The following is a 14615-nucleotide window of genomic DNA, read 5'->3' as shown; positions in this document are numbered from 1 at the left end:
ATGAGCACTGTGCAGTGGGGCAAGCGTCACGATCATCGAATTCAGCTGAGCGCAGGCGATCAGCTGCTCGCAGAATTCGAGATCGTCGACGAGAATAAGGAAACTGCTGAGGTCGCTGGAAAGCAGTGGACTTACGAGCTTTCCAGTGATGAAGCTCGCGCTACTGATGGCAGCGTCGAATGGGTCGCGCAGGCACCGAAGGGTTTCAAAAAGTCGAAGCGCTTCGTTGCCACCATCGGAGAGCGCAGCATTGACTTCATCAATGAGCAGAAGTCGGACTGGATCATCGACGAAAATGACACCAAGCTCGGCCAGTTCTCTGGGGCTAACAACGGTGTCCGAAACGTTGCTGTTGAGTTCGAACCAGAGGTAGCACTGGACAAAGCTGAACAGGTGTACCTCGCTTGGCTCTCGCGCATCGCGCTTGAGCAGCGACTTGTCGGTTTGACATGGATATTGACGCTAGTATTGCTTATCCTGACTCCGTTGGTGCTATTTCTGTTCTTCAACTAAGGATTTGACGCGATGACGGATTCGCTACCGCGCTGGACATGGACCGGGAACGAATTACACAATTCGAACGGTCACTTACTGGCGATGGTGCGATCCGACGTCATCGACACCGAAGGCGAACGTCTCCTCATTGAATCCACCCCTGGCCCGATGCACTTTCGGGCCAGGGCAACTACGTCCAATGGTGAGGTATTTACCGTTAACCAGCGCGGCTTTACTGTTGGAAAACTCGTGGCCACCTGTGGTGAGACATTCTATGTGCTGGAGCGCACTACCGTGTGGCGCAAAGAACGCGCAGTTCGGGCTACTTCGGGCGTACTGGCTTATATTCGCCCGATGATCAGTGGACGCGTGGAACTAGTAGGCACCGAGCTGGCAAACCAGCTCCCGGACCTACACGCAATTTTTCTTAGCTGGGCCTGCGTCTTGGTGGACTCACCAGTGCGCAGGCCACGCTACTAGAACTTGCCGCCGGTAAAGCCGCCACCGCCGCCACCGAAGCCGCCACCAAAACCGCCGCCGAAGCCACCGCCGAAGCCACCCCGGCTACCGCCGCTGAGCATCTCATTGATGAGCATTCCTGTGACGATGCCACCCATGTTGGAGCCACCGCCGGAATTGCGGCGACGGTAATCATCGATATCATGCTGCGCGGATTTGGCGGCTCGCTGCGCTGCGGTGAGAGATTGGCGCGCGAAATCGATGCCTTGGCGAGTATTGCTCGTGCGAATGTTTAGGGCTTGGGCAAAGAGGTTTTTGGCGTCGGCAAGCTGCGTACGCGCCTGTGCTCGCACTACCCGGCCACGGGTGGCGATGAGGTCCTCGGCGGCCTGAATCGAGCTCTGAGCGGTGCGCATCGTGTTGTCGAAAACCTGCAAGGTGCGGGCCTGATCCGCGGCGGATGCCCGCACCTTATCCAGCTGCTCGTCAAGGTGAGAGTCTGCGGTTACTAGCTGGTCATAGGCGTCGAGGGGATTGCTTTCGTAGCTGCCCTGAGTCTCGGAAAGGACACGTTTCGCGTCATTGACTGCACTGTTCAAAGCGGACCAATCAGCCTGGATTCCTTGGCTGGCTGCCTGCTGCTCGAGCTGGGCTGCCTCCTGGATCTCAACCTGTACCTCGGAGACGAGGGCCGGGTACTTGTCGCGGGCGACGGCGATGTTCTCCTCGGCATGCTCGATGCCTGCCAGCAGCTGATCGGCTTTGGTGACGGCATTCTCGGCGCGACGGATGTCTTCAATGAGGCGTCCTTGTTGTCCGGCCGGCAGGTGGACGGTGCCGCGGGCGGATTCTAAGGACTCCTCGGCCTCGCTGAGTGCAGCAGCAGCCAGGGCAGGGTTATCCGCGAGGTTTGCTATCACCGAGGACTCATATCGGCTTTGCAACCCGCTGAGCGTCTCCTCAACCTTAGGCATGCGGGTGCGTAGGTCGATGGTGGTGCGGGTGAGTTCATCTACTCGGGTATCGGCGTTGATGAGCAGATTGCGCATTTCCGCAAAGTCGGCGGCTTCCTTGTCCAAAGCTTGGTCGGCTTGGCCGCATGAGGAGATGATGTCTATGAGCATGGCGCGACGTTCGGTTTCGGATTCCGGGATGGAATCGTCGAGGCGTTGCTGGAGACCAAAAGCACGCTGCAAGGTGGTAGTAGATTGATTCATCGCCTTGGTGAAATTACGAGCGCGTTCCGCCCCGAACTCGGCGATAGCAATGTCGAGTTCTTCCCGGCCACGGCGGATGGACTCATCGGTGGAAACGAGCTCTTCCCGGGCGCGCTCATCCAGAATCTCAGTTGGTAATGCGTTCAACGCGCCGAGGTCCTTGGGATCGATACTGCGGGCATCTGCCACCATGGTGCTGTTGGACTTCTTCTTGTTCCGCTTGCTCATGGCATAAGCGCCCACTCCGAGCGCACCGACGGCTGCGGCGCCGCCACCGAGCCAACCAAGCGATTCACCGTCCATCGCGGCGCCACCCGATCCGGAACTACCCTTGCCGGACACCGCGATGACAAAGTTCTCAGCGGCGCCATAGAAGTCACGATCGACCAACTTGTCGTAGGCTGCCTTTTCAATGCGCTGTTGGTCTGTGCTGCTGAACGCGTTGCCGAAAGAGATCCCGTAGTCGTTGGTGGCAGGTGAGACGGCGAAAACGACCACGTTTTGCCCCTGATTCAACTGGCGGGCCTGTTTCGCCCAATCTTCACCGGACTTGCCCCCAAAATCCTTGTTGAAGACAACATACACCTTCTTCTGGGTGTCCTTCTGGACTTGCTTAATCTGCTCTTCAAGCTGCGCTTCTTGCTCCGGCGTGAGCACATCGGCGTTGTCTGTGATGGTCTTGGAATACTGGGTTGGGGCTTGCGCCAATACGGTGTCCCCAGTGGTCGGTGCCATGGCGAAGGCGGGGCTGAGGCCTCCCAGACCAATGCCGAAGGTGCATAGGGATAGTGCGCTGAATTTCCGAAGACCGCTCATAGCATTCAAGGATACTGGACGTTTTCGGTGCTTGACGGCGGGGTGTGGCCGGTTTTGGCTAAAGAGTGGGGCAAGATTGGGCGTAGAAAGGGGAACTCCAGTGCAGTTTGAATACACAGCTGCGGACGTCGAAAGGCGGCATGCAGAAGCGCCCAAGGGAAGTGCAATGGCAGGCGCTGAGCCAGAGCATCGGGGTGCGTTCTCGCGCGATCGCGCCCGGGTGCTGCACTCTGCCGCTTTGCGACGGCTGGCAGACAAAACCCAGGTGGTCGGCCCGCGCGACGGCGATACGCCACGCACTCGGCTCACGCATTCCCTAGAAGTGGCTCAAATCTCGCGGGGGATCGGGGGCGGACTCGGCCTCGACCAAGACCTGTGTGAACTCGCTGCGCTATCTCATGACATTGGACACCCGCCTTATGGGCATAACGGAGAAGTGGCATTGAACGCGCTGGCTAACCAGTGCGGGGGCTTTGAAGGTAACGCTCAAACGCTGCGGATTCTTTCCCGACTAGAACCAAAGGTCCTGGTGGGGGAGGTGTCCCATGGTCTTAACCTCACTCGGGCTTCATTGGATGCCGCATGCAAGTATCCCTGGACACGGGCGAAGAACCCTCGCAAGTATGGTGCCTACGACGATGATCGGGAGCTGTTGGTCTGGCTGCGCGCTGGCCATTCAGACCTGCGCAAGCCGATGGAAGCACAGGTGATGGACTGGTCGGATGACATCGCCTATTCGGTGCATGACGTGGAAGACGGCATCGTTGCGGGACGGATCTCCTTATCGGTGCTGTGGGATCTGGTCGAGTTAGCCGCGCTCGCTGAGAAAGGTGCTCGTGCCTTCGGCGGTGAACCGGAGGCGCTTATCGACGCCGCCGACCGACTCCGTCAGCTCCCCGTGATCTCCCAGGCTTCCGAATACGACGGCTCGCTGTCCTCCCTGGTGGCATTGAAAGCGATGACCTCTGAGCTGGTGGGACGCTATGTTGGCGTAACCATCTCCGCTACGCGTGCCGCAAATGAATTGATTGGCCGGCAACATGGTGATCTGGTTGTTCCAGACACCGCGGCGGCAGAAGTGCAGCTGCTCAAGACTCTTGCGGTGCTCTATGTGATGGATGATCCTGGGCATATCGCCCGCCAGGATCGGCAGCGTGAACGCATCAGCCGTGTCTATGACTACCTGGTGCTCGGTGCACCGGGAACCCTGGATCCGATGTTCCGGTCATGGTTCCAGGCAGCTGATACCGATGCCGCACGGCAGCGAGTGATCATTGACCAGATTGCCTCGATGACTGAGACCAGGCTGGAGCGGGTAGCAAAGTTCAGCTCTGGGGTGTCGGGCTTCTTTGGTTAACGTGGGGCTGCGCGAACCCCTTTTGCCGAGGTTCCCTGGATGTCAGTGATGTTCATTAGTGTTGACCTGGGAAGTTCGCCAAAAGGGGTTCGCAGGGGAGGCAGGCAGCTGGCCTAGCCAGTGGCCACGCGTATCCCGAGATCTTGGCACACATCGGCAAGCTTCTTATAGTCTGCAATGCTCAGGCGACATTGGCTGAGAACTAGGCAATTCAACCGTGCTTCGCGCAGCAGATCAGCTAAACCGTCCAAGTTTCGCGGGATCGGGTGGTAATTAATACCTGCAGCGAGGGCCGCGTAGAGCTCTGCGAGGTTGGTGGCCGGGCGGGCGTCGATAAGCAATGTCTTATTCGGCATCGGGGATCTCACAGAAACTCTCGTAGTGGTTGTCGGTGTAGTACCACACATCGGGGTCGGTTTTGCTGCCGCCGCCGGTGATGATGCGGCGTTCGCCGCGGTGATTCAGGCCTGGGGTGTCCACCGTGTACTCACGGTAATAATTGCGGTCTTGTCTGGGAAGGACGCCTTCGTAGTTTCCGAATCGGACGCCGTCATTGTCCGGATACTTCGGTTGCTTGCCGGCCACAATGCCCTCAATGACGGGGTCAACCTGGTCCGGCAGCGTATCCACGGGGCATTGGCCCGCTGTTTCCGAGGCTGCCTTCTTAGCCGGAGTTTTCGGGGCTGCAGGCTTTGGAGCTTGGGAAGCCTTTGCAGTGTGGGTGGCGGTGGGTTGTGTGGCAGATTTCGTGCCACCGCCGTCGCCGAGATCAAGTCCGAAGAACGCGGCAGCTAGGACGACGAGCGCGCCGCCGATGCCCGCTAGTGCTTTGGGTTTAGATGCCATGAGGATCATCTTCTCATGAACCCACTATGGTAGTAAGCATGGCTAAAGGCAGGATCCCGGAGAGCGACATTCAAGCTATCCGCGAACGCACACCTATCGAGGAAATCGTTGGGGAATACGTGCAGCTCAAACCTGCCGGGGCAGATTCTCTGAAGGGGCTATCACCTTTCAAGGATGAGAAAACTCCGTCTTTCCACGTGCGCCCAAACCGTGGTTACTTCCACTGCTTCTCTTCGGGGGAGGGCGGTGACGTGTTCTCATTCCTGATGAAGATGGAGCACATTACCTTTCCCGAGGCGGTGGAAATTTGCGCTGACAAGATCGGGTATCACATCAACTACGAGGGCGGCGGTCCGGGACGTCGAGAAGAGCCGGGCACTCGCCAGCGCTTGGTCTTGGCGAACCGTCACGCCCACGAGTTTTACCGGACCCAGCTGGAAACACCAGAAGCGGCACCAGCACGTGAATTCCTGGCGCAGCGTGGTTTTGCGGCAGAGCATGCGCATCAGTTCGGCTGCGGATATGCGCCGGCCGGCTGGGACACCATGACCAAACACATGCTCCGCAAGGGTTTTACCTTTGAGGAACTTGAGGCTGCGGGGCTGTCCAAAATGGGGCGACGCGGGCCGATTGACCAGTTCCACCGGAGGCTGCTGTGGCCGATCAAGAACCTGGCCGGTGATGTGATCGGCTTCGGAGCTCGCAAGCTTTTCGACGACGATAACCTCGGCAAGTACATGAACACCAAGGACACCTTGCTGTACAACAAGTCCAAGGTGCTCTTTGGTCTTGACCTCGCCAAGAAGCAGATTGCCGCCAGGCACCAGGCCGTTGTCGTGGAAGGCTATACCGATGTGATGGCAATGCACGCGGCTGGCATCACCACTGCGGTGGCCTCCTGTGGCACCGCTTTCGGCGAGGAGCACCTCCAGATGCTGCGTCGACTGATGCTCGATGACAATTACTTCCGCGGAGAGTTGATTTACACCTTCGATGGTGACGAGGCAGGGCAAAAGGCCGCCATGCGTGCCTTCGAAGGCGATCAGCAGTTCACCGGGCAGTCTTTCGTTGCCGTTGCGCCAGAGGGCATGGATCCTTGCGACCTCCGACTTGCACGGGGAGAAGCCGCAGTGCGGGAACTGGTGGCGTCGCGGATCCCAATGTTCGAGTTTGTGCTGCGCGCGATCATCGCTGAATTTGCTCTCGACACGGTGGAAGGCCGACTCCAAGCGCTGCGCCGTGCGGTTCCCGTGGTCGCGGACATTCGCGACGAGACCCTGCGCAATGAATATGCCCGACAACTAGCAGGCTGGGTGGGATGGGCAGAACCAATGGATGTGGTTCGGCAAGTGCGCGATGCGGTTTCTAACCCGAAACCCAAAAAAGAGCTGCGCCGGATGCGCCGCGATATGCCGGCCGCTGTGGCACCTGAACCGGCTCGGCCATTACCGAACCCGCGAGATCCTTCGCTGTGGCCAGAGCGTGAATCACTGAAGCTGGCGTTGCAGTATCCGGCCTACGCTGGGGACTACTTCGATGGGCTGTCTGAGAGTTCTTTCCGTAACGAGGCGTATCGCGAAATCAACGCAGCGATTGTTGCCGCGGGGGGAGCCGCTGCTGGGCTCGAGCTGGGAAGGGAATGGCTCCCAACGGTGGGCGAGCATCTTGATCTACTGCTGCGCTCCCTGCTCACCGAGCTAGCAGTTGAGCCGATCAATGTGGAGGAAGAACAGCTCGAAGCCTATACCGACAGCGTTCTTTCTAGGCTGCAAGAAGTCCGCGTCGGTAATCAGATTGCGCAACTCAAGGGGCAGCTGCAACGCATGCGCCCCTCAGACGATGAGGAAGCCTATAACTCACTCTTCGCTGATCTACTGGCGCTGGAACAGGCACGTAAAGAGCTGCTGCGCAGGGCGTTTAAGTAGCTCGAAATCGTGGGGTTAATCGTGGTCAGGTTCGAGCACTTGGCTGCCGTCGTCGCGACGCAAATTCTTGACCTCTTTCATGCGTGGCTCGGGGTCAAGTTTGTTTGCGATGGCGCGGCGGGTGGCCTTCATTGCAGCTTGAGAGGCTGGGGAGTTCACGGCTAGATCGTAGCCCTTCTTGATCTGCTCGAAGCGTCGGCGACCAGCCTTAGTTCCGAGGACATAGCCAGCGGCTGCACCAACAACTAATTGGATCATGGGGGTTATCGCACCTCTTTGCTCGACGACGGTAGATCTCTACTTTAGCGTCATAATGATTGTTTTGCCGTTATGCGGCTAGCGATGGCCCAGACGGAACAAACCGCCGGGCCCGTGATCGAAATCGCCACAGGCCCGGCGATCTTTTCCTAACTCGCTTTCATCGGCTATTTCTTGTGAGTTACTAACCTCACCATGAAGACGCCGATGGCCAGCGAACCGATTCCGAAGATGACATCGCCGGGAACCCGCAGCCAGCGTATGAATGTCAACACTGGCGTATAGAGGAACGCATCGCTGCGTGCGTACCACAGGCCGGTATCGATGGATGCCCATGCCTGCGCCAGACCAAGTGGCAAAAGGGAAAGGAAGGACATAGCTAGCAGGCCGCCGTTGAGCCCCCAAAAGCCCCACTTCAGCCACCGGTCATCCCACTGGGCGTTGGGCATGAGCGAGCGCACGCAGAACAGCATCAGGCCGATCCCGAGCATGCCGTATACGCCGAATAGGGCGGTGTGACCATGGAGTGGCGTGAGGTTCAATCCTTGGACGTAGAACAGTGCGATCGGCGGGTTGATGAGGAAACCAAAGACTCCGGCGCCGAGCATGTTCCAGAAGGATACTGAGACGAAGAAGTAGATCGCCCACTTGTAGCCTGCCACCCACGGCTGCAGCTTGAGCAGGTTGAGGTTGCGGAAGGCTTCCACACCGATTAGGGCAAGAGGGACAACCTCCAGGGCGCTAAATACAGCTCCGAGCGCCATGACGTGTGCCGGAGCGCCGGAGAAGTACAGGTGATGGGCTGTGCCGATGATGCCACCGGAGAGGAAGATTGTTGTGGAAACAATCACCGACGTCGTGGCAGCTGCGGGGCGCACCAGGCCGATTCGGGCGAAGAGGAATGCGATAACGGTAGTGGCGAAGACCTCAAAGAAGCCTTCCACCCAAAGGTGTACGACCCACCAGCGCCAGTATTCGGCGATGGACAGGTGCGTTTCATGATTCACGCCAAAGGCTGCGCCGTAGAAGCCAGCAATTGCTAGACAGCTCATGAGGAGCATTGCGGTCAGGGAACGTTGCGTGCCTGCCGCTAATGGGGCTTCCGGCGTAGGGGCGATTTTTCCTGGGGTGTTCTTGGCCTTGCGGATGGCAGGTGCCAGGGCGCGCCACATCAAAATGAACCACAGTGCGAGGCCAATGAAGAGGCCGATCTGGAATACGCGACCGAGATCCACGTATTCGTAGCCTTGAGTGCCCAGCCAGAAGTTAATCGGGTTGCCGTAGCCCATCTTTCCCATGATGGAGAGCCATTCGCCGGCCATGGATCCTAGGACAACGAGGAGGAGGGCCCCGAAGAGGACGTTGACGCCGAGCCGTTGGAACTTGGGTTCCTTGCCGCCAACTGCGGGGCCAACGTACAGGCCAGTGGCGAGCCATGCGGTGGCGATCCAGAAGATGCCAAGCTGGGTGTGCCAAGTTCGAACCACCGCGTACGGCAGGATCTTGTCAATCGGTACGCCGAACAGCGCGCCTCCCTCCACACCGTAGTGGGCGGCAATGATGCCACAGGCGATTTGCAACACAAACAGTAAGCCGACCACAAAGAAGTACTTGAGCGTAGCGCGCTGCGAAGGCGTTGGGTCGAAACCGACCAGTGGATCCTCTGCTGGAATGACATCCGGCGTTTCGTTTTCTTCTCCCTTCCAGCCTTGGTACCAAACGAGGCCACCAATGCCGGCAAGCAGCAGGATGAAGCTGATGATGCTCCACAGGATGTTGCTCGGCGGTGGCACGTTGTCAATCAACTGTTCGTGGGGCCAGTTCTGCGTGTAGGTGGCTTCGCTGTCTGGAGCGTTGGTGGAGGCGGCCCAGCTGGTCCACCAGAAGAAGGCCGCCATGTCCTGGGCAGCGCCCGCGTCCTTGATGGAGTCCTTGGGGATGGCGTAGTTCTCGTGCCCGGTGGTGAACAGGTCAGCGTAGTACTGCTTGTTCGCCTCGAATGCCTCGACGCGGGCGTCGGAAAGCACGATGGTGCCGGTCTCGGCGTTGTAGCCGTTGGTGCGCATGAGGGCCTTCAGGCGAGCCTTGAGTGCGGCTTGCTTTTCGACGTCCAGAGCATCGTAGCTATCGGCGCCTTCGGCCTGCGCCCACGTGTCCAGAATGTGGGTGGCCTCGCGGTGGAGCCAGTCTGCGGTCCAGTCGGGTGCCACGTAGGCTCCGTGGCCCCAAACCGAGCCGACCTGCTGGCCGCCGATGGACTGCCATACTTGCTTACCGTTGATGATCTGGTCGTGGGTGACGAGCACCTCGCCCTGAGAAGTCTCGACCTTTTCAGGGATTGGTGGCTTGTGGACGTTGATTTGCTGGCCCATCCACAGCAGTACCACGAAGGAAGCGATGATGACCGCGGCTAGTGCCGTCCACCATCGCTTGTCTCGTGGGGACATTCGCTGTGGGGCGTGCGTGGCTTCTTGTACTGCCATCGCCTGTGTCTCCAATCAAAAATGGGTGAGTGTTTTAACCATTCCATTAAAACATGAATCTCAAATACATCTTTAATTTGGTCGAGGGGAGGCGTGGCGATCATGATTTCGCGACCATGATCTTCAAGGTGGGGGTTGAATTTTTGGGGATCCGGCATAGGGGGGGGATCCTGTAAATCATGATCGTGAAATCATGATCGTGGGGCGCGTTAGGGGTCACTTAGTGGGAACGCAAAAAGGCCCGCTGTTGCCAGCGGGCCTTTCTCTTGCTCCTCCAACTGGGCTCGAACCAGTGACCCTTCGATTAACAGTCGAATGCTCTGCCAACTGAGCTATGGAGGAATGCTTTGGTGTTGTTAGTTACTGTGTCCAGTTCCTTGCAACGAGTCATAACTATATAGCTGGCTCTTGTTTCAAATCAAATCGGCAGGTAGAACGGCTGTTTGGGGGCAATTTGTTATGGGTGGGTGGCCGCTGGATATACTGAGCTAGCTTCTTGTGAAGTTGGGGCTATAGCTCAGTCGGTTAGAGCCGTGGACTCATAATCCATTGGTCCCGGGTTCGAGCCCCGGTGGCCCCACCAAAGGACCAGGTTTCAGCCTGGTCCTTTTCTTTGTCCGGAAACGATAGACCGAATGGTCTAAATGTGCGCTTGCCAATTCGTAACTAGCAGCGTAATCTCCACTAAAATAGAAAATCTACTTTATAGACCAATACGTCTATTGTGAGCTAGGGAAGTACGCATGAATAAGCGTTTCACCAGTTTTGGTGCACAGATTATCTACGGTCTGCTCGTCGGCCTCGTCCTCGGCTTCATTGCCCGAGAAATGGGGGAGGGGAGTTGGTTGACCACGGGGCTGGTAGAAGTTGGTGGCGCATATGTCAGCTTGCTGAAGGTGCTCATTCCGCCGCTCATTGTTACGGCGGTTGTGACGTCGATAGCCAACTTGCGCGAGGTAACCAACGCGGCGCGCCTTGCGTGGCAAACGATTCTTTGGTTCGCCATTACGGCTTTCGCTTCCGTGCTTGCAGGAATCGGGGTGGGATTGCTTGTGAATCCTGGCAAGAATTCCAGCATCGATCCCACCGTCGCGCAGGCGCCCAGCACCGTGGGGTCGTGGTGGGCCTTTCTGCAGGGGTTAGTGCCCAACAACATCATGGGGCTGACTGTTTCGCTGAAGGGAGATACAGCGACCCCGGGGTTCAATGTGTTGCAACTGTTGCTGCTCTCCATTGCTTTCGGCATCGCTGCTGTGCAGGTGGGTAAGAAGGCGGAGCCCGTGCTCGAGTTTGCGGCATCATTACTCGAGATCGTGCAGAAGGTCTTGTGGTGGATTATCCGGCTCGCACCCATTGGTACCGCGGCCCTTATCGGCAAGGCAGTGGCTGTTTATGGCTGGGATGCGTTGGGCTCGCTCGGCAAGTTTGTGCTTGCCATCTACCTAGGCTTGGCCATTGTGATCGGCGTGATCTACCCGGTGGTGCTGAAGCTACATGGGATCGGTGTTATGCAGTTCTTCCGCAAGGTATGGCCCGTTACGAGCCTTGGTTTTGTCACTCGTTCCTCCATGGGGGTCATGCCGGTTACCCAGCGTGTCACGGAAGAGGGGCTCGGTGTGCCTCGCTCGTACACTTCCTTTGCGGTGCCGCTCGGTGCGACCACCAAGATGGACGGCTGCGCATCGATCTACCCTGCTGTGGCCGCGATCTTTGTCTCGCAGTTCTATGGAATTCCGCTGAGCGTGACGGACTATGTGCTGATCGCATTCGTGTCCGTCATCGGGTCTGCCGCCACTGCTGGCACGACCGGTGCGACGGTCATGTTGACTCTGACGCTGTCCACCTTGGGGCTCCCCTTGGAGGGTGTGGGCTTGCTGCTTGCAGTCGAGCCGATCGTGGATATGGGGCGCACGGCGGTAAACGTCACGGGGCAGGCGTTGGTGCCGGTGGTCGTCGCAAAGCGGGAGCGAATCTGGGACCGGGGGATTTTCGCGTCCGTCGCGGCCCACGCGCAGTAAACTATTAGATCATGAACGTCTTTGAGGAACTCGCGCACTGGCCCGTCGATGACGTTGCGGCTGGAATGGTAGGCAGCAGTTCGGATACCTTCGGCGACATTGATCGAGTGTTTGAGCTGGCCAGTGTGACAAAACTCCTCTCGGCCTACGGGTTTCTCATCGCCTTGGAAGAAGGCATTTTCGAGCTGGACACTCCCATGTGGCCCGCCACCGTCGAGCATCTGCTGGCGCATGCCTCGGGGGTCGCCTTTGCCAAGCATGAAGTGGAACGGGCACCCGAGGATCGACGTATCTATTCTTCCGCGGGTTTTGAGATTCTGGCGGAGGGCGTCGAAAAGCTTGCGGAGATGCCCTTTGGCCAGTACCTCGAGGAAGCCGTGTTTCAGCCGCTCGGGATGACTAACACTGTGTTGCCAGCGTGGGCAGGGCATGGCGCAAAGTCTACGGTGCGCGACCTGCAGGTCTTCATTGCAGAGCTGTTGGAACCAAAGTTGATTCACGCCACTACGCTTAACGACGCCCTGAGCCCGCACTTCCCGGAACTATCGGGAATCGTCCCTGGGTATGGTCGCCAAGTGCCCTGCCCGTGGGGACTTGGGTTTGAACTCAAGGGGTCCAAGTCGCCGCATTGGACGGGGCCTACAATGCCTGCGGACATTGCTGGGCACTTCGGGCAATCGGGGACTTTCTTGTGGATTCATCCGAAGACAAACCAGGGATGCGTGGTGTTGACGAACCGCGTCTTCGGCGAGTGGGCCAAGCCCCTGTGGTCGGATTTCAATGAGAAGTTGTGGCTAACCCTGAACTAAAACTTCAATAAATGGGGGAGTCAAGCGGCACTTTAGGGTTGTCGCTGGTGTTTGTGGTGCGTAAGAATGCAGGTGTTGCACAACGCAGTTCAAGAGGCGCATCGAGTCCGTTGGGGAAGACGTTCTCGTCTTGGCTCGGCAGGAGAAGCCGAGTTACGCACCACATTCTTGAAGGCTAACTCCGTGACAACTTTTATGACTAGGGAAGCCGTCGCATGCACGGCTGTCCTCGCAATTGATGAACTCCCACGACGGCTTCGCCCCGTTGTGGAAGAGCTCATGGTTGACTGTATTCCAAGCCCGCCGGGGTTGGACATTCCAGGTGCCGACCCGCTGACAGTGGATTGGTTTACTCGCTGGGAACGCTCTGCCAGCAGCCCTGCCAAGGTGGGGACTCGCCAAGTGATCACTGGCCATTCCCACGAGATCGAAGATTTGGGCACTGCCTTGGAACAGTTGCGTCAAACCTGGGGATTTGAACTGCGCTTGAGTATCGTGGATTAGGAAGCGAGCTTGCTGTGAATGTACGTTACAGCGTCTCCAACAGTGTGGAAACTGGCGGCGGCTTCGTCATCAATGTGGACACCAAAGGAATCTTCGGCGCGAACGGAAATTTCCACAAGAGAGAGGGAGTCCACGGCAAGCTCACCCGCGATGTCGGAGTCCAAGGTGATTTCTTCTGGATCGTAGCCAGTGCTTTCAACGATGATGTCTCGAAACGCGGTGAAGATGCTCTGTGCATCCTGCTGTGATTCGGTCATGATGATCTCCTCTAGCCATAGAAATTGATTCCTCAAGAATACCCATAGAAAGCAGTACCCCATGGCAATGCCCCAGTTCTTGGCCCGGTTTGCGCGTGGCATCATACCCGCAAAATCTGATGTTCCTGGTTTGCAGGGACTCTGCGAACCCGGCAGCGTGCCTGTCAGCTGCACCCAGGTGGCCAGCTATGTGGCGGGACCAGAGCATCCGCGAGCCACCGTGGTGTTCGTACACGGCTTCACACTCGCTGCTGACTCCTACTTCCTGCAGGTCAAGCATTTGCTGGACAACCATCCTGAGGTAAGAAGCGTGCTCATGGACTTGCGCGGGCACGGCAAGACAGGGGAAGTACCACCAGAGCAGTGCACTATCGACGGCGCAGCGGACGATGTCCTCGCTGTCATCGAGGCCTACGCGAAAACCGGCCCCATCATTTTGGTGGGACATTCTCTCGGCGGGCACGTGGTACTTAACTTGATTAGGCGTTGCCAACCAGAGGTATATGAGCGGATTCACGGTGTGCTACTGATCGCGACCTCAATCGAATCTCTCTCCGCGCAAGGCTCGCCACGCCTGCTGACCACCAAGCTGGCAGATAAGGTCTTTAACGCCATGGAGGATACCCCGGCTGAGGTGGATAAATTCCGGGGTGAAATTGCTAACCTACTTGCTCCAGCTCTGGCAGCGACCGTGTTTAAACGCCTCAGCACCCCGTACAACCTAGTGAAGTTCCACGCAGACATGATCAAGGAGACCCCACTTGCTACCTTCGTGGGGTACTTCGATGACCTGGAAACAAATTCCGAGGTGGGTGCTGCGGAGCGCCTCAGCACAATCCCTGGATTCGTGTTGGTCGGCGATGATGACCATGTGACACCGCTTTCCCAAAGCAATCGGATCATGGAGCTATGGACACGAGCGGAACTACGCAGCACGGATCGCTGCGGGCACATGCTCATCTTGGAGGATCCCGAGCTGGTCAACCAGGCCCTGGACGAGATCCTGGCCTAAAAGCTAAAGAAAACCACCCGCGGAGGCAGCTTTTGAACTGGCCCCCGAAAGTTGGACTGGTTTAATTCTAGGCGGTTAGGGGTTCAAGGGTCTGGTTCCGGTAGTGCATCGGAGTCAGACCCTTGAGTCGTTTCTGGAGTCGTTCGTGGTTGTACCAGT

General features: G+C 57.8%; 15 protein-coding genes and 2 tRNA genes. 9 read left to right on the top strand and 8 right to left on the bottom strand.

The annotated features are described in order from the left end of the window. Positions 1–513, top strand: coding sequence for a hypothetical protein (locus WG915_RS09945; RefSeq protein WP_339565228.1), 513 nt, complete (start codon positions 1–3; stop codon positions 511–513). 12 nt (positions 514–525) lie between these two features. Next, the gene (locus tag WG915_RS09940) at positions 526–975 is read left to right on the top strand and encodes a hypothetical protein (RefSeq protein WP_339565227.1); all 450 of its coding nucleotides are present in this window, start codon (positions 526–528) and stop codon (positions 973–975) included. On the opposite strand, the gene WG915_RS09935 is transcribed toward WG915_RS09940, so the two are convergent. Continuing rightward, on the bottom strand, positions 972–2987 hold the full coding sequence (locus tag WG915_RS09935; RefSeq protein WP_339565226.1) for a TPM domain-containing protein: 2016 nt from the start codon (positions 2985–2987) through the stop codon (positions 972–974). The two genes, WG915_RS09940 and WG915_RS09935, sit on opposite strands and share 4 nt — an antisense overlap. Before the next feature lie 100 nt (positions 2988–3087). On the opposite strand from WG915_RS09935, the gene WG915_RS09930 reads away from it, so the two are divergent. Continuing rightward, positions 3088–4344, top strand: coding sequence for a deoxyguanosinetriphosphate triphosphohydrolase (locus WG915_RS09930; RefSeq protein ID WP_339565225.1), 1257 nt, complete (start codon positions 3088–3090; stop codon positions 4342–4344). A gap of 113 nt (positions 4345–4457) precedes the next feature. Here WG915_RS09930 and WG915_RS09925 read toward each other — a convergent pair whose 3' ends face one another. Beyond that, complete coding sequence (locus WG915_RS09925) at positions 4458–4700, bottom strand: hypothetical protein (RefSeq protein ID WP_339565224.1); 243 nt, start codon at positions 4698–4700, stop codon at positions 4458–4460. Continuing rightward, complete coding sequence (locus WG915_RS09920) at positions 4690–5190, bottom strand: ribonuclease domain-containing protein (RefSeq protein WP_339565223.1); 501 nt, start codon at positions 5188–5190, stop codon at positions 4690–4692. Before WG915_RS09920 ends, WG915_RS09925 begins: the two co-directional genes overlap by 11 nt. Positions 5191–5228: 38 nt before the next feature. Between WG915_RS09920 and dnaG the strand changes: the two genes are divergently transcribed. Further along, positions 5229–7115, top strand: coding sequence for a DNA primase (dnaG, locus tag WG915_RS09915; protein ID WP_339565222.1), 1887 nt, complete (start codon positions 5229–5231; stop codon positions 7113–7115). Between the two features lie 15 nt (positions 7116–7130). On the opposite strand, the gene WG915_RS09910 is transcribed toward dnaG, so the two are convergent. The 3 genes from WG915_RS09910 to WG915_RS09900 all read right to left on the bottom strand — a co-directional run bounded on the left by WG915_RS09910 (position 7131) and on the right by WG915_RS09900 (position 10198). Further along, entirely contained in the window at positions 7131–7373 is a 243-nt protein-coding gene (locus WG915_RS09910; protein WP_339565221.1) for a hypothetical protein, read from the bottom strand. Positions 7374–7540: 167 nt separating this feature from the next. Then, positions 7541–9856: a nitric-oxide reductase large subunit gene (locus tag WG915_RS09905; RefSeq protein ID WP_339565220.1), complete on the bottom strand. Its 2316-nt coding sequence runs from the start codon at positions 9854–9856 to the stop codon at positions 7541–7543. Between the two features lie 269 nt (positions 9857–10125). After that, positions 10126–10198, bottom strand: a tRNA-Asn gene (locus WG915_RS09900). A 164-nt stretch (positions 10199–10362) separates the two neighbouring features. On the opposite strand from WG915_RS09900, the gene WG915_RS09895 reads away from it, so the two are divergent. From WG915_RS09895 to WG915_RS09880, 4 genes are all read left to right on the top strand, one after another. Further along, positions 10363–10439 (top strand) — tRNA-Ile (locus tag WG915_RS09895). Positions 10440–10599: 160 nt separating this feature from the next. After that, positions 10600–11874 (top strand): dicarboxylate/amino acid:cation symporter, encoded by a 1275-nt coding sequence (locus WG915_RS09890; protein WP_339565219.1) that lies wholly within the window; start codon positions 10600–10602, stop codon positions 11872–11874. Positions 11875–11885: 11 nt separating this feature from the next. Next, the gene (locus WG915_RS09885) at positions 11886–12683 is read left to right on the top strand and encodes a serine hydrolase domain-containing protein (protein ID WP_339565218.1); all 798 of its coding nucleotides are present in this window, start codon (positions 11886–11888) and stop codon (positions 12681–12683) included. A 183-nt stretch (positions 12684–12866) separates the two neighbouring features. Continuing rightward, positions 12867–13187: a hypothetical protein gene (locus tag WG915_RS09880; RefSeq protein ID WP_339565217.1), complete on the top strand. Its 321-nt coding sequence runs from the start codon at positions 12867–12869 to the stop codon at positions 13185–13187. Here WG915_RS09880 and WG915_RS09875 read toward each other — a convergent pair. Beyond that, the gene (locus WG915_RS09875; protein ID WP_339565216.1) at positions 13184–13444 is read right to left on the bottom strand and encodes an acyl carrier protein; all 261 of its coding nucleotides are present in this window, start codon (positions 13442–13444) and stop codon (positions 13184–13186) included. The two genes, WG915_RS09880 and WG915_RS09875, sit on opposite strands and share 4 nt — an antisense overlap. A gap of 61 nt (positions 13445–13505) precedes the next feature. Here WG915_RS09875 and WG915_RS09870 point away from each other — a divergent pair, with 61 nt between their 5' ends. Beyond that, complete coding sequence (locus tag WG915_RS09870) at positions 13506–14456, top strand: alpha/beta fold hydrolase (RefSeq protein WP_339565215.1); 951 nt, start codon at positions 13506–13508, stop codon at positions 14454–14456. 67 nt (positions 14457–14523) lie between these two features. Here WG915_RS09870 and WG915_RS09865 read toward each other — a convergent pair. Then, on the bottom strand, positions 14524–14615 hold a 92-nt coding region (locus WG915_RS09865), incomplete at its 5' end, for an IS3 family transposase (RefSeq protein ID WP_339564728.1).

The sequence above is a fragment of the Corynebacterium sp. H128 genome (assembly GCF_037482625.1).
In the GTDB taxonomy this organism is placed as follows: Bacteria; Actinomycetota; Actinomycetes; order Mycobacteriales; family Mycobacteriaceae; genus Corynebacterium.
The sequence above is the reverse complement of the archived record's forward strand: the minus strand, read 5'-3'. Positions and strand labels throughout refer to the sequence as shown.

Excerpts from the sequence above, each read along its gene's own strand:
- WG915_RS09935 (WP_339565226.1), bottom strand. The coding sequence starts at position 2,987 with ATGAGCGGTCTTCGGAAATTCAGCGCACTATCCCTATGCACCTTCGGC.
- WG915_RS09945 (WP_339565228.1), top strand. The coding sequence starts at position 1 with ATGAGCACTGTGCAGTGGGGCAAGCGTCACGATCATCGAATTCAGCTG.
- WG915_RS09940 (WP_339565227.1), top strand. The coding sequence starts at position 526 with ATGACGGATTCGCTACCGCGCTGGACATGGACCGGGAACGAATTACAC.
- WG915_RS09920 (WP_339565223.1), bottom strand. The coding sequence starts at position 5,190 with ATGGCATCTAAACCCAAAGCACTAGCGGGCATCGGCGGCGCGCTCGTC.
- WG915_RS09885 (WP_339565218.1), top strand. The coding sequence starts at position 11,886 with ATGAACGTCTTTGAGGAACTCGCGCACTGGCCCGTCGATGACGTTGCG.
- dnaG (WP_339565222.1), top strand. The coding sequence starts at position 5,229 with ATGGCTAAAGGCAGGATCCCGGAGAGCGACATTCAAGCTATCCGCGAA.
- WG915_RS09905 (WP_339565220.1), bottom strand. The coding sequence starts at position 9,856 with ATGGCAGTACAAGAAGCCACGCACGCCCCACAGCGAATGTCCCCACGA.
- WG915_RS09875 (WP_339565216.1), bottom strand. The coding sequence starts at position 13,444 with ATGACCGAATCACAGCAGGATGCACAGAGCATCTTCACCGCGTTTCGA.
- WG915_RS09925 (WP_339565224.1), bottom strand. The coding sequence starts at position 4,700 with ATGCCGAATAAGACATTGCTTATCGACGCCCGCCCGGCCACCAACCTC.
- WG915_RS09910 (WP_339565221.1), bottom strand. The coding sequence starts at position 7,373 with ATGATCCAATTAGTTGTTGGTGCAGCCGCTGGCTATGTCCTCGGAACT.
- WG915_RS09870 (WP_339565215.1), top strand. The coding sequence starts at position 13,506 with ATGGCAATGCCCCAGTTCTTGGCCCGGTTTGCGCGTGGCATCATACCC.
- WG915_RS09890 (WP_339565219.1), top strand. The coding sequence starts at position 10,600 with ATGAATAAGCGTTTCACCAGTTTTGGTGCACAGATTATCTACGGTCTG.